Origin of the sequence: Mesorhizobium sp. WSM4306 (assembly GCF_007003975.1) — a bacterium.
GTDB lineage: Bacteria > Pseudomonadota > Alphaproteobacteria > Rhizobiales > Rhizobiaceae > Mesorhizobium.
The window spans coordinates 141,487-155,646 of the sequence record NZ_VFTC01000011.1 but is presented as its reverse complement, the minus strand read 5'-3'; the positions used below and the strand labels follow the sequence as shown (position 1 = coordinate 155,646).

Here is a 14,160-nt window from a genome sequence, read left to right as displayed (position 1 = left end):
GCGCACCGGAGGATTTATCCTTTTCTTTGCGCTCAAGGAGACAAAGATGTCGTTCGAAAACTGGGCCGCCTTCGCCGCCGCCTCCACCGTTCTGCTCGTCATTCCCGGTCCGACCATTCTTCTGGTCGTGTCATACGCGTTGGGGCAGGGATGGCGCACTGCGCTGCCGATGGCCGTCGGCGTGGCGCTGGGCGACTTCACCGCCATGACATTGTCGATGCTCGGCATCGGCGCCCTGCTGGCCGCATCGGCGAGCGTGTTCACCATCCTGAAGCTGATCGGCGCCTGCTATCTGATCTATCTCGGCATAAAACTGTTTCGCGCCGGCGGCGCGCTGAAAGCCGAACCGCACACCGACGCCGTGTCGGCGGCCAAGATGATGGCGCATGCCTGGCTGGTCACCGCGCTCAACCCGAAAAGCATCACCTTCTTCGTCGCCTTCCTGCCGCAGTTCCTCAACCGCGACGCCGATTTCTGGCCGCAGATGCTGATCTTCGAGGCGACCTTCCTGGCGCTCGCCTTCGCCAATGCCTTCGGCTACGCGCTGATCGCGGCACGTGCCCGCAATGTCGTGCGCAACCCCAAGGCGATCCGCATCTTCAATCGCACCGGCGGCACGCTGCTGGTCGGCGCGGGGATTGCCACGGTGGCGATGCGTTCCGGGAATTAGGCTCTCTTTCTAACATGATCCCGAAAACCCGTTTCGGGGTCATGTTAGACCTCACCACTTGACGCTGAAGCCTAGATTGCCTTCCAGCACGCGCCGTTTGTCGCCGCCGAGATTGGTCGTGTAGTCGCCGGTGGCGAAGAGGCTGACCTTGTCGGTCACCTTGGCGACCACGCCACCGCCGAATTCCAGCGACGTCGACTTGCCTTCCGTCGAGATATCGGTTGCGCCGAAATTGACGTGGTTGGTGCCGCCGAAGTCGTGCCAGAGATTGGCCTTGAGGTAAGGCTGCAGCGCGATGCCGTTCAGTACCGTCTCGCCCTGCAGCCGCAACCCCAGCCTGCCGCTCACTTGATCGTCGAGGTCGAAGGAGACCGACGAGAACCGGTCCTTGGCGTCGTCAAGCGACAGATGCTGCCAGACCAGTTGCGCCTGCGGTTCCAACGTCCAGCCTTGCGCCAGCGCTATGGGATAGCCGCCCTCCAGGGAAGCCGTGATGCCGGTTCCGTCGATGTCGATGCCGATGTCGCGCGACGACGTTGCCGAGCCGCTGAAGAAAGTCGCCATGAGCACGCCGTCGAGATACCAGCCGCCTTGGCCGATGCGCGTCCAGTAAGCGCCGACATTGGTGCCGCCGAGATCGATCCCGCCGACGGAAAGGCTGTCCTGACCCAGCGCCTGGCCGTGCACATCGCCATTCATGCTGCCATAGCCGATAAACAGGCCGGCGCGATCGACGCTGCCTGACGCGGTCTCGCGTCCGAACACATCGAAACCGGCCTGCAAGCCGAACAACGTGCCGTAAAGGACGGGGACACCGTTCCCGACCAGGCCATTTTGGTGTCCTGGCCGAAAATGCGGCCCCAAACCGGCGACATCTCGGCGTTCGACAGCAGGCTCTGTTCGCCGCGCCGTTCGTGGAAGGTGCCGAGCATGCTCATCGTCAGGTGCTCGGCCACCGGAGGCAAGGCCGAATAGACCGGCACCTCGATGCGGTAAAGCAGGATTTCCTCACCCGGCGCCGGGGTCGGCAAATCGGGCACGTCTGTCGGAACCGGGGGCGGCGGTGGCGGTGGATCGGCCGGCGGCGCCTCGACCGGCGGCGGCGGTGGTTCGGGTTCCGGATCATTTGCCTGCACCGGCGGCGTCGGATCGGTTGGCGGATTGTTGATATCGCCATCGCTCGGCACCGGCACCGGCGGCAATTCTGACGGCGGTGGCGGCGGTTCGGTTTGCGGAGACTCCGGCTGAAGTGCCGGCGATGGCTCATTTCCCGACGGTGCCGCCGCCGGCGATGTCGGGGTGATCAGCGTCGAGCGCAGATACCAGTTCTCGTCGCTGCCGGCGCTGACGCCGCCCTTGAACAGATAGTACTCGAAGGCGCCGGCGGCGACCGGCGCGTCGAGGGCGAAGGCGGTGGCGCTCGACGTGGCGCCGTTGATCGCCTGGATCACCATGATGCCGTCGGCGTTGGTCTCGGCGCCTGCGCCACCCGCATTGATCACCGCGATGCCGGTGGAACCAGAGGCTGTTCCCCCGGACAGTACGAGCCGGTCGGAAGCGGAAGAATCATCGCCAAGCTCGGTCTGGATCAGCAACAGGCCGCCGAGCCCGGTGTAGTTACCGGAGATCGTCAGCCGATCGGTGGCGCCAGTGCTGCCATTGGTCAGGTCGATGCGGCCGGCATTGACGACTTCGGCCAATTGTCCAGATGTAAAGGCCTGGATCGCGGCACTGAAGCCGCCACCATAAAGCGTGCTCGCCTGGTCGACGCTGAGCGAGCCGGTGCCTGTGCCACTGTCGCCGAGCACGAGATTGCCATCCAGCGTCAGTTCGGTGTCGTCGGTGGCGTTGATGGTTTCCCAATTTTGAACCCGGCTGATGCCGTCCAGCTTGACGTTGTCGAAGGTGAGCGTGTCGGCGCCGGCACCACCGGTGATCGCATCGGTGCCGCCCAGATTGGCGTTGGTGAGGTTGCTGAGCTTGGCGGTGTCGTTGTCTCCGCCGAGATCGACGGCGCCGTAGATGATGCCGCCGCCGTCCCAGACGAAACTGTCGGCGCCGAAACTCATCAGCACGTCGCCGCCGACCGTGCCGCCGGTCACCGTGACGCTGTCAGTACCGCCGCTGACGCTGATGTTGCCGCCGATGGTGCCGCCCGAGAGAATGATCGTGTCGTTGCCGAAGCCGGTGACAAGGTTGCGGTCGATGGTGCCGCCGGACATGTCGAAGTAATTGTCGTCGAGCTTCATGTTGACGCGACCGATGCGGCCGCCGGTCATCACAGCATGGTCGCCGTCGTCGAAGAAATCGACGATGCGGCCACCGCTCATGAAGAAGGTATCGAGTGCGTCGCCCTGGTTCAGAGAACCCACCTGCCCACCGCTCATGTTGAAATCGTCGATGCCGGCGCCCTGCTGGACATTGCCGGCGACGGTGCCGCCGCCGATGGTGAAGAAATCCGTGCCGCCGCCCTGGTCGACGCCGCCGGTGATGGTGCCGGACTGCATGTCGATGCGGTCGATGCCGGTGCCGAAGGTGACGCTGCCGCTGATCTGCCCGGTGCCGGCGGTGGGGAAGGTCAGCGTGTTGTCACCGCTGGTGTCGGTGAGGCTGCCGCCTGAATCGCCGCTGTCGCAGATGTAGGCGGTATTTCCGGCCGGTGGGACCAGCGCGCAGGCGGCAAAGGCCGTAGAATTGGGCAGCAACGTCAGCGCCGTAGTTGAGAGAATGCTAATTAACCATGGATGCGGCTGACGCAGCTTTCGCGGCGGCAAAGCAACTGTTCCCTCCGTAGCCTGCGAACAACTGTCCGCAGACCTGTTCTTCAGGTGCCGCATCGCGTCCCTCTCGATTCGCGATTTCAGGCTCCCCGCCCGGCGCCGCAATGAAGACACAATCCGCCAGATTTTACAAAGCCTATTCTGTGCCTCATGGTTGATGAACTGCGAAACTAGTTGAACTGGACTCCAGTATTGATTGGTCCAGACTTCGCTTGGCGCGCCCGTCGCCGATGCTCTAGGATCGGCCGCGCAGCTGGAACTTTATGATCACCGGAGGGCCGGGCATGGCAGTCAGGGATGCATTCGGCCTGACCTTATCGGGCGCGACAGAGACCGGCTTCACGCCTTACAGCCAGGCCGTCCGCGAATTGCAATGCTTCATCGGCGACCCCGTCGCTTCCGTCGATCGCGCCATTGCGGCCGACCCGGGCTTCGTCATGGCGCATGTGTTCAAGGGCTATCTGTTCGGCCTTGCCACCGAGCGCGAGGCAACGGCGGTGGCCAAGGCTTGCCATGAAACGGCGCTGCCGCTTGCCGCGACCGCGCGCGAGCGGGCGCATGTCGCGGCCCTTGGCCATCTCGCCGCCGGCCGCTGGCACGAGGCCTCGCGCTTGCTCGAAGATATCGCCATCGATTTCCCGCTCGACGCGGTGGCGCTGCAGACCGGGCATCAGGTCGACTTCTTCACCGGCAACGCCCGCATGCTGCGCGACCGCATCGGCCGCGCGCTGCCATCCTGGCAAAAGGACATGCCTGGATACCACGCCATTCTCGGCATGCAGGCATTCGGGCTGGAAGAAATGGGCGACTATGTCAGAGCCGAAAGTTTTGGCCGGCAGGCTGTCGACATCGAGCCGCGCGACGGCTGGGCGCAGCATGCTGTCGCCCATGTCATGGAGATGCAAAGCCGGCAAAGGGACGGCATCGCCTGGATGCGCGCCAATCCCGAGGCGTGGACGAAAGAGAGTTTCCTGCAGGTGCACAACTGGTGGCACCTGGCGCTGTTCCACTACGATCTCGGGGAGATCGAAGAGGTGTTGGCCCTGTATGACGGGCCGATCTACGGCGCGCCGTCGACGATGGCGCTCAATATGGTCGATGCCTCGGCGATCCTGTGGCGGCTTTATCTCGGCGGCGTCGATGTCGGCGACCGCTGGATAGCGCTCGCCGCCAACTGGCCCAAGGTCGGTGCCGGCAATTACGCCTTCAACGACGCCCATGCCATGATGGCCTTCGTCGGCGCCGGGCTCGAAGCGCCAGCCAAGACCTTGCTCGGGGCGCAGCGCGAGGCGATGCGCAGCAGCGACGACAACGGTGCCTTCACCAGGGATGTTGGCCATCCGTTGACACTGGCGATCAAGGCTTTTGGCGAGGGCGACTACAACGAGGCGGTGCGCCTGATCCGGCCGATTCGCCCGATTGCTCATCGCTTCGGCGGCAGCCATGCCCAGCGCGACGTGATCGACCTGACGCTGATCGAGGCGGCGTTGCGCGCCGGCGACACAGCATTGGCACGGGCGCTGACGGCTGAGCGTCAGCTGGCTCGGCCGGACAGCCCGCTGTCGGCGCTGTTTTCTCGACGGGCCGCCAATTTGTCAGAGAATTGACCCGCAGCGGATCTTGTTTTAAAAACTGGCCAAGCCAGATTTTTTCGAGACCCGAAAAAATTAATGGCAGTGGGAGGAATGCATGTATCTCGGCCTCGATCTCGGTACGTCGGGCGTCAAGGCGCTGTTGATCGATGCCGGGCAAACCGTCATCGGCTCCGGCCATGCTTCACTTGACGTATCGCGGCCACATCCCGGCTGGTCCGAGCAGAATCCGGCCGACTGGGTCCGAGCCTGCGAGACCGCTATTGCCGAGCTGAAATCAGCGCATCCGAAGGAGCTTGCCGCCGTCAAAGGCATCGGCCTCTCCGGCCACATGCACGGCGCAACCTTGCTCGACGCCGGCGGCCAGGTGCTACGCCCCTGCATATTGTGGAACGATACGCGCAGCCATGCCGAGGCGGCCGCGCTCGATGCCGACCAGCGCTTCCGCAAGCTGACCGGCAACATCGTCTTCCCCGGCTTCACCGCGCCAAAACTCGCCTGGGTCAAGAACAACGAGCCGGTTGTCTTCGCCAAGGTGGCGAAGGTGCTGCTGCCCAAGGATTTCCTGCGGTTCTGGCTGACCGGCGAGCATATGTCGGAAATGTCCGACTCGGCCGGCACCTCATGGCTAGATGTCGGCAAGCGGCGCTGGTCGCCGGAACTGCTTGCCGCTACCTCGCTCGACGAGAAGCAGATGCCATCGCTGGTCGAAGGCACTGAAAAGGCTGGCGCCTTGCGCGCCGATCTCGCCTCCAAATGGGGCGTCCAGGCTGGCATCCCGATTGCCGGTGGCGCCGGCGACAATGCGGCATCGGCCTGCGGCATGGGCACGGTCGGCGCCGGCCATGCCTTCGTTTCGCTGGGCACTTCCGGCGTGCTGTTTGCCGCCAACGCGTCCTATCTGCCCAACCCGGCAAGTGCTGTCCACACTTTCTGCCACGCGCTGCCCAACACCTGGCACCAGATGGGTGTCATTCTGTCGGCGACGGATTCGTTGAACTGGCTGTCGGAGATATCGGGCAAGAAGGCCGGCGAATTGACCGCCGAACTCGGCGAGGCGCTGAAGGCGCCAAGCGGTGTGTCGTTCCTGCCTTACCTCTCGGGTGAGCGCACGCCCTACAATGATTCCGCCATCCGCGGGTCCTTCACCGGGCTGGCGCATGAATCGAGCCGTGCGGTGCTGACGCAGGCCGTGCTTGAAGGTGTCGCCTTCGCCTTCCGTGACAGTCTCGAAGCGCTGAAGACAGCCGGCACGATCTTGACCAGAGTGACGGCGATCGGCGGCGGCTCGCGCTCGCGCTACTGGCTGAAGGCGATCGCCACTGCGCTGCAGGTGCCGGTGGATCTCCCGGCAGATGGCGATTTCGGCGCCGCCTTTGGTGCGGCAAGGCTTGGACTGATTGCGGCGACGGGGGCGGATCCGCTGGCTGTTTGCACGGCACCGAGGACCGATGCGACGATCGAACCGGATGCCGCGCTTGGTGGGGCGTATGCCGATGCCTATCAGCGTTACAGGGCGCTTTATCCCGCGATAAAGGACGTGATCGCGTGAGTCAGTGCGAGGCACCCCCCTCTGCCCTGCCGGGCATCTCCCCCTCAAGGGGGGAGATCAGCAGCTCCTTCGCCGCCGGCTACCTGTCAGCCTTGGCGATTGGCGAAGTCATAAACGACAGCCAATCTCCCCCCTTGAGGGGGAGATGGCCGGCAGGCCAGAGGGGGGTGCCTCGCACCGTCCTGGCCCAGGTACCCTCACTGCGCCGGAACCTTGTCCAGAAACCCAGTGACGCTCTTCAGCCGCCCGTTCTCGATAACTCCGATATCAGTGCCTTCGATAACCGACGGCACCCCCTCCGGGCCGAGATTCCACGAGAACCGGATTTTGTCGCCGAACCCGTCCGGTGTGCCCTTCAGCGAGAACCGGAAGCCGGCAAAGCGCTGCTGCACGCCATCGATGAGTGCGGCCACACCCGCATGGCCTTCGCCCTGCATCAGCGGATCGCGGTAGCTGACGTCTTCGGTGAACGTTGCCTTGAGCAGTTCGGCGCGGCGATCCGCATCGGCCTCGTTCCAGGCGGTGATGTAGTTTTGAGCGATCGTGTTGAGGTCGGTCATGGTCTGTCTCCTTCGTTGAGTGGCTTTGACACGAGCCTTTTCACCCCTTGGCAGAACGAAACCAATTACGCCTGAGGTAATCAGGGCGAACTATTCGAGAGAGGACAGAAATCATGAGCAGCGGATTTTTCGGCGACATCAAAGCAATCAAGTATGAAGGGCCGGATTCGACCAATCCGCTGGCCTACCGGTTCTACAACCCGGACGAGGTCGTCGCCGGTAAGCGGCTGGAAGATCATCTGCGCTTCGCCGTCGCCTACTGGCATTCCTTTGCCTGGCCGGGCGGCGATCCGTTCGGCGGCCAGACCTTCGACCGTCCCTGGTTCCCCAAGGCGGGCGGCGTCGACACCATGGAACTGGCGAAGCTCAAGGCCGATGTGGCCTTCGAGATGTTCTCGCTGCTTGGTGCGCCATATTTCTGCTTCCACGACGCGGATGTGCGCCCGGAAGGCAAGGACTTCTCCGAAAGTGCAGCCCGGCTTGACGAGATCGCCGACTATTTTGCGGCCAAGATGAAGAAGACCGGTGTCAAGCTGCTCTGGGGTACGGCGAACCTCTTCTCCAACCGCCGCTTCATGTCGGGCGCCGCCACCAATCCCGATCCGGATGTCTTTGCCTATGCGGCGGCGACAGTGAAAAGCTGCATCGACGTCACCAAGCGGCTGAAGGGCGAGAACTACGTGCTGTGGGGCGGGCGCGAAGGCTATGAGACGCTGCTCAACACCGACCTTGCCCGTGAGCAGGAACAGGCCGGGCGCTTCCTCAGCCTCGTCGTCGACTACAAGCACAAGATCGGCTTCAAGGGCACGATCCTGATCGAGCCGAAGCCGCAGGAGCCGACCAAGCACCAGTACGACTACGACGTTGCCACGGTCTACGGCTTCCTCAAGCGCTTCGGCCTGGAGAAGGAAGTAAAACTCAACATCGAGCAGGGCCACGCCATCCTGGCCGGCCATTCCTTCGAGCACGAACTGGCGCTGGCCAATGCGCTCGGCGTCTTCGGTTCGATCGACATGAACCGCAACGACTACCAGTCGGGCTGGGATACCGACCAGTTCCCCAACAATGTGCCGGAGATGGCGCTGGCCTATTATCAGGTCCTGCAGGCCGGCGGCTTCAAGACCGGCGGCACCAATTTCGACGCCAAGCTGCGCCGCCAATCGCTCGATCCGCAGGATCTCCTGATCGGCCATATCGGTGGCATGGATTCTTGCGCACGCGGCCTCAAGGCAGCCGCCCGCATGGTCGAGGACAAGGCGCTGTCCGGTCCGCTCGCCGAACGCTATGCCGGCTGGAATTCGGCCGAGGCCAAGGCGATGCTGTCGGGCAAGCGCACGCTGGAAGACATCGCCGAGCGTGTGGTCAAGAAGAAGATCGAGCCGCAGCCGCGCTCTGGCCGCCAGGAACTGCTCGAAAACATCGTCAACCGCTACGTCTGAGACCTGGTACCCTGGACCGGCATAAGCCGCGCGTGGCCGAAAGCCGCGGCGGCTGGCCTCTGCCAGTCAGCCGTTCCCAAGTGCGTGGAGACGACGATGGCGGAGATCACGGTGCGCAGGGCGCTGGGAAGCGATATCCCGGTCTGAAGCAGGTCCTGCAGGAGACGTTTGCCCGGCCATCTCGCATACTTGGGCCTGTGGTCTCATCCTGGTCGAATGAAGTCTGAGGAGAAAGCTTCCGGCAGCAGAGCGGGCACCCCTGAGCGGCCGGCTTGGGCATTTCGAGAACGCAAAGCGGCGCGGAATGTTGCAGAGCAAATCTTCGCAGCACGGTCGCCAAAGTGCGTGGTAAGACCGCGACGGCTCAACCAGCGGAGTCTGATTTGACCATGCCTTCTTCTACCACCAAGCGTGCGCTGATCACCGGGGCGGGTGCTGCTGACGGCATCGGCATTGCCATTGCGCGGCAGCTCGGCCTTGCCGGTCACGCCGTTTTCCTGAACGGTGCCAGCGCGCGTGTACTCGATCGTGCCGCCGAGCTTTGCGCCGAAGGCATAAATGCCAAAGCCGCAGTCGCGGATCTCACCATCGCAGCCGAAGTTGCGCGGCTGCGGGCTGATGTCGGCGCTGTCGACATCCTGGTCAACAATGCCGGCATGGGTTCGCTGGCATCGCCCTCGGCCGATAAGGCGTTTCTCGCCATGACCGAGGCCGACTGGGACCAAGGGATCGACGTCAGCCTGAAGACCGTATTCCTGGTCACCCGCGCGTTTTTGCCGGCGATGGTAGAGGCAGGCTATGGGCGCATCGTCAATGTGGCGTCGGTTACCGGGCCGCTGGTGTCTTTCGAAGGCACATCAGCCTATTCCGCCGCCAAGGCCGGCATGGTCGGCCTGACGCGCACGCTGGCGCTCGAAGTGGCAAAAAGCGGCGTGACGGTCAATGCCGTGGCCCCCGGCTGGATCGAAACGGGCTCGTCGAGCGCAATGGAGCGGCAAGCCGGCCTGCACACGCCACCGGGGCGGGCCGGGCGACCGCACGAGGTTGCCGCAGCGGTGGTGTTCCTGGCATCGGAAGGCGCGAGCTACGTCAACGGCGCCCTGCTGGTGGTCGACGGCGGCAACAGCCTTCAGGAGCGCAAGGGCTGACTCCGAAACGACCGGTCGTTCACCATCGGTAGCGGGTTACGGAAAGCATTGGAAATAGCATCGCCAACGCATTCGCCGAGCGCGTCGTCAAGAAGAAGATCGAGCCGCAGCCAAAGTACGGCCGCCAAGCGTATCTGGAGAACATCGTCAACCGCTACGTCTGAGGCGCAAAGCCGATTCGTAGTGCCCAAGGCGGCTGGGTAAACATTCCGGCCGCTCTGGAATGGGGTTTGCGCAAGACCCTATTCGCCGACAAGCTTTTGCCTCGCACCGCCCATCAATGACCTCGCTCTTGCCTTCAAACTGCCGTCACGTATCTCGTATAAGAGGTCCGTTGTGGCGGGTGAAAAGGAAGGAGGCGAACCGATAATGCAACACGAACGCGAAATCGACGCCCTGCTCTCATCCGGCGAGACCGGATCGATCATCGACCGGCTGATGGCGCTGCCGCGGCCGATCGACAATCTGAAAAACGAATGGGATCGCGCTGTCAGCAGCCGATTTGAAGTCCGGCTGGCGAGGCAGATGCGCTCGCAGATAGACGCCGGTGGCGATCGCCAGAACGCCGCCTGATCTCTCTTGTCTGTGCATGTCGTTATCCCAAAACCGCTACACACCTTTGGGCGACATGCATCAACCTCGGCGAAGCCGCACCGGCGCTTCGCCGAACGCTCTTGAAAACGCTCTGGAAAATGCCGCGGCGGACGAGAACCCCGTCCGCCCGGCAATGTCCGCCATGGCGATTCGCGTGTCGACAACCAGCCGCCGCGCCGCGCCCAGCCGCAGCCTGAGATAGTAGGCGCCGGGCGTCTCGCCGATCGACTTGCGAAAAATGCTTTCCAGCGTCCGTGCCGTCACCCCGGCGCGCTTTGCCACCGCGTCGATGGTCAGCGGCTGGTCGACATGCGATTCCATCAGCCTGATGGCCTGCGCCAGCCGCGGGTCGTAGCCATCGAGCCGGCCGAGCGAGACCAGCGGCTGTGCGTCGGTCGCGGCGCGGGCCTGGTCGTAGATGAAGACGCTGGCGACATCGAGCGCCACGGCCATGCCGAGCCGCGTGCGGATCAGATGCAGCATCAGGTCGAAGGTCGGCGACGCCCCGCCGGAGGTGAACACCGGCCCGTCGATGACATAGCGGTCCGGACGCACATCAACGCCGGGAAAGGCCGAGGAGAAATCCTCCATGTCCTCCCAGTGCGTTGTGGCGCTGCGCCCTTCCAGCAGACCGGCGCGCGCCACCAGCCAGGTGCCGGCCTCGACGCCACCGCAGGCGCGGGCGGCCCGAGCCGCGCGGCGCAGGCCTGACAATAGTGCCGATGTCGCGTAATTCTGGGTGCCGAAGCCGGCGACGACGACAAGCACGTCGGTAGGCTCGGCCGCATCGAAGCGGCCGCTGACCGCCACGGGCAGGCCGCAAGTGGTGACCGGCGCCTCGCCGGTGACCGAAACCAGTTTGAAGTCGAACAGAGTCTCGGCGGAAATGCGGTTGGCGGCGCGCAGCGGGTCGACGGCCGATGCGACGCACATGATCGACGAGCCGGAAAACACCAGCAGCGTCACCTTGAGCGGCGAGCGTTCCGAGCGAAAGATGGTCGGCTTTTCGCTTTTGATCATGGAAGCTTCGTAAATCGCAAAACAGTTCCCCGCAAGTCGGATCATTGTTGGGCTGTTCTTGTGCATGTCGTTATCCAAAACCGCTTTCCCACTTTTGGGCGACATGCACGGCTGATGGATTGGGAGGAGAGTTCCATGCCGCTCGCGATGAACCGTGAGGTCTTCATTACCTGTGCCGTGACCGGATCCGGCGGCTCGCAGGACCGCTCGCCGCATGTGCCGCGCTCGCCCAGGCAGATTGCCGATTCGGCCATCGACGCGGCCAAGGCGGGTGCTGCCATCGTCCACTGCCATGTCCGCGACCCCGAGACCGGCAAGCCGCGCCGCGATGTCCATCTTTACCGCGAGGTGACCGAGCGCATCCGCGATGCGAATGTCGATGTGGTGCTCAACCTCACCGCCGGCATGGGCGGCGATATGGTGTTCGGCTCGCCCGAAGCGCCGTTGCCGCTCAATGAAAAAGGCACCGACATGGGCGGCGCCACCAACCGCATGGAACATGTGCGCCAGTGCCTGCCGGAAATCTGCACGCTCGATTGCGGCACCATGAACTTCGCCGAAGCCGACTATGTCATGACCAACACGCCCGGCATGCTGCGCGCCATGGGCGGCATGATGACGGCACTCGGCGTCAAGCCGGAGATCGAGGCCTTCGATACCGGCCACCTCTGGTTCGCCAAGCAGCTGGTTGAGGAAAAGGTGCTGAACCCCGATGCGCTGGTGCAGCTCTGCATGGGCGTGCCGTGGGGTGCGCCGGACGACCTGAACACCTTCATGGCGATGGTCAACAATGTGCCGTCGACCTGGAACTGGTCGGCCTTCGCCATCGGCCGCAACCAGATGGCCTATGCGGCAGCGGCCGTGCTGGCAGGCGGCAATGTCCGCGTTGGTCTCGAAGACAATCTCTGGCTCGACAAGGGCGTGCTGGCCACCAATGCGCAGCTGGTCGAGCGCGCAGCCAGCATCGTCACCAATCTCGGCGCCAGGATCCTTGGGCCGGAGGAAGTGCGCAAGAAGCTCAACCTCACCAAGCGGGCGCCGATCGCAGCCGCGGCATAGTGCGGGAGCGGGCCATGGCTACCGTCAAATTCACCGCGATGAAGGATGGCGACAAGGACGACTACGAGTTCCTGACCGCCCATGAAATCGACTATGCCGCCAGGACCGGCGAGCGCCTGCTCGACGCGCTGGTGCAGCTCGACGAGGGTCTGTCCGGCTACAAGATCACCCGTCTTGGCCATTCGCTGCAGGCAGCGACGCGCGCCTGGCGCGACGGCGCCGACACCGACTGGATCGCCTGCGCGCTGCTGCACGACATCGGCGATATCTACGCGCCCTACAATCATGACGAATATGCCGCGTCGATCCTGAAACCTTTCGTGCGCGAGCAATGCACCTGGGTGGTGGAAAAGCACGGCGACTTCCAGCGCCTCTATTATGCCCACCATCTCGGCGGCAACCGCCATGCCCGCGACCGTTTCGCCGGCCATATGTATTTCCACGATTGCGACCAGTTCTGCGAACGTTGGGACCAGTCGAGTTTCGACCCCGATTACGAGACGCTGCCGATCGAATTCTTCCGGCCCTTCGTGCTCGAAGTCTTTGCCCGCAAGGCCTACGACCCATCCGTCATTCGTGCCGGCGAGCGCGTGCCCCTCATCGACCTGAAAACAGCCAAGACAAGAACCGGAGCCTCACCATGAGCATCATCAACAAGGCGGCCGCCATCGGCGGTGGTGTCATCGGCGCCGGCTGGGTGGCGCGGCTGCTGCTCAACGGCATCGACGTGTCGATCTTCGATCCCGATCCGGAAGCGTCGCGCAAGGTCTCGGAAGTGATGAAGGGCGCGCGCCGCGCCTACAAGCAGATGGTTCCCGGCGGCCTGCCCAGGGAAGGCAGGCTGACCTTCGCCAAGACCATCGCCGAGGCGGTGGCCGATGCCGATTTCATCCAGGAGAGTGTGCCGGAACGGCTCGACCTGAAACACCGTGTGCTGGCCGAAATCGATCTTTATGCGCCCGCCAACGCAATCGTCGGCTCGTCGACCTCCGGCATCAAGCCGACCGACATGCAGGTGGCGATGAAGAAGCATCCGGAGCGGCTGGTTGTCGGACATCCCTTCAACCCCGTCTATCTCCTGCCGCTGGTCGAGATCGTCGGCGGCGAGCAGACGTTCCCCGAGGCGATCGAGGTTGCCAAGGAGATCTATGCCTCGATCGGCATGAAGCCGGTGGTGATCCGCAAGGAGATCGAGGCCTTTGTCGGCGACCGTCTGCTGGAAGCGGCGTGGCGCGAGGCGCTGTGGCTGATCAAGGATGGCATCTGCACGGTCGAGGAACTCGACGACATCATGCGCTACGGCTTTGGCCTGCGCTGGGCGCAGATGGGCATGTTCCAGGTCTATCGCGTCGCCGGCGGCGAGGCCGGCATGCGCCACTTCATGGCGCAGTTCGGGCCGTGCCTGAAATGGCCGTGGACCAAGCTGATGGATGTGCCGGAATTCAATGACGAACTGGTCGATCTGATCGCCACCCAGTCGGACGACCAGGCACATGGCCTGTCGATCCGTGAACTGGAAAAGATCCGCGACGACAATCTGGTCGCCATCATGGATGCGCTGTCGAAGCAGAACAAAGGCAAGGGCTGGGGTGCCGGCGCGCTGCACAAGGACTACACCAAACAGTTGGCCAAACTGGCGGCGAAGAAGCCGGTGGCTTCCAAGGCGGCCGAAAAGGCCAAGGCGTTAAAGCCGGTGAAGAAAGCGGAAAAGCCGAAGAAAAAGACAGGCAAGAAGAAGGGCTGAGA

11 protein-coding genes and 1 pseudogene are annotated in these 14,160 nt (G+C 63.6%); 9 read left to right on the top strand and 3 right to left on the bottom strand.

What is annotated here, in order from left to right; all coding sequences use genetic code 11:
- The first annotated feature begins 46 nt into the window (after nucleotides 1-46).
- Nucleotides 47-670, top strand: coding sequence for a LysE family translocator (locus FJV77_RS15510; RefSeq protein ID WP_142867661.1), 624 nt, complete (start codon nucleotides 47-49; stop codon nucleotides 668-670).
- 51 nt (nucleotides 671-721) lie between these two features.
- Here FJV77_RS15510 and FJV77_RS15505 read toward each other — a convergent pair.
- Nucleotides 722-3,507 (bottom strand): annotated as a pseudogene (locus FJV77_RS15505) (autotransporter outer membrane beta-barrel domain-containing protein).
- 227 nt (nucleotides 3,508-3,734) lie between these two features.
- Here FJV77_RS15505 and FJV77_RS15500 point away from each other — a divergent pair.
- Both FJV77_RS15500 and xylB read left to right on the top strand, forming a co-directional pair.
- The gene (locus FJV77_RS15500; RefSeq protein ID WP_142867660.1) at nucleotides 3,735-5,057 is read left to right on the top strand and encodes a tetratricopeptide repeat protein; all 1,323 of its coding nucleotides are present in this window, start codon (nucleotides 3,735-3,737) and stop codon (nucleotides 5,055-5,057) included.
- Between the two features lie 82 nt (nucleotides 5,058-5,139).
- Entirely contained in the window at nucleotides 5,140-6,594 is a 1,455-nt protein-coding gene (gene xylB / locus FJV77_RS15495; RefSeq protein ID WP_142867659.1) for a xylulokinase, read from the top strand.
- 197 nt (nucleotides 6,595-6,791) lie between these two features.
- Here xylB and FJV77_RS15485 read toward each other — a convergent pair whose 3' ends face one another.
- A complete protein-coding gene (locus FJV77_RS15485) occupies nucleotides 6,792-7,154 on the bottom strand; it encodes a nuclear transport factor 2 family protein (RefSeq protein ID WP_142867658.1) in 363 nt (120 codons plus the stop codon).
- A 113-nt stretch (nucleotides 7,155-7,267) separates the two neighbouring features.
- Between FJV77_RS15485 and xylA the strand changes: the two genes are divergently transcribed.
- From xylA to FJV77_RS15470, 3 genes are all read left to right on the top strand, one after another.
- The gene (gene xylA / locus FJV77_RS15480) at nucleotides 7,268-8,593 is read left to right on the top strand and encodes a xylose isomerase (RefSeq protein ID WP_142867657.1); all 1,326 of its coding nucleotides are present in this window, start codon (nucleotides 7,268-7,270) and stop codon (nucleotides 8,591-8,593) included.
- A gap of 389 nt (nucleotides 8,594-8,982) precedes the next feature.
- Entirely contained in the window at nucleotides 8,983-9,741 is a 759-nt protein-coding gene (locus tag FJV77_RS15475; RefSeq protein ID WP_142867656.1) for an SDR family NAD(P)-dependent oxidoreductase, read from the top strand.
- Nucleotides 9,742-10,110: 369 nt separating this feature from the next.
- On the top strand, nucleotides 10,111-10,314 hold the full coding sequence (locus FJV77_RS15470; RefSeq protein ID WP_142867655.1) for a hypothetical protein: 204 nt from the start codon (nucleotides 10,111-10,113) through the stop codon (nucleotides 10,312-10,314).
- Between the two features lie 60 nt (nucleotides 10,315-10,374).
- Here FJV77_RS15470 and FJV77_RS15465 read toward each other — a convergent pair whose 3' ends face one another.
- Nucleotides 10,375-11,355 carry a GlxA family transcriptional regulator gene (locus tag FJV77_RS15465; RefSeq protein WP_142867654.1) on the bottom strand — a complete coding sequence of 327 codons (981 nt, stop codon included), beginning with the start codon at nucleotides 11,353-11,355 and terminating at the stop codon, nucleotides 10,375-10,377.
- Nucleotides 11,356-11,490: 135 nt separating this feature from the next.
- Here FJV77_RS15465 and FJV77_RS15460 point away from each other — a divergent pair, with 135 nt between their 5' ends.
- The 3 genes from FJV77_RS15460 to FJV77_RS15450 are packed head-to-tail and all read left to right on the top strand — an operon-like array spanning nucleotide 11,491 to nucleotide 14,158.
- Nucleotides 11,491-12,414: a 3-keto-5-aminohexanoate cleavage protein gene (locus FJV77_RS15460; protein ID WP_142867653.1), complete on the top strand. Its 924-nt coding sequence runs from the start codon at nucleotides 11,491-11,493 to the stop codon at nucleotides 12,412-12,414.
- Nucleotides 12,415-12,428: 14 nt separating this feature from the next.
- Entirely contained in the window at nucleotides 12,429-13,058 is a 630-nt protein-coding gene (locus FJV77_RS15455; protein WP_142867652.1) for an HD domain-containing protein, read from the top strand.
- Nucleotides 13,055-14,158: a carnitine 3-dehydrogenase gene (locus FJV77_RS15450; RefSeq protein WP_142867651.1), complete on the top strand. Its 1,104-nt coding sequence runs from the start codon at nucleotides 13,055-13,057 to the stop codon at nucleotides 14,156-14,158. The genes FJV77_RS15455 and FJV77_RS15450 overlap by 4 nt, the downstream gene beginning before the upstream one ends.
- The last annotated feature ends 2 nt before the right edge of the window (nucleotides 14,159-14,160 follow it).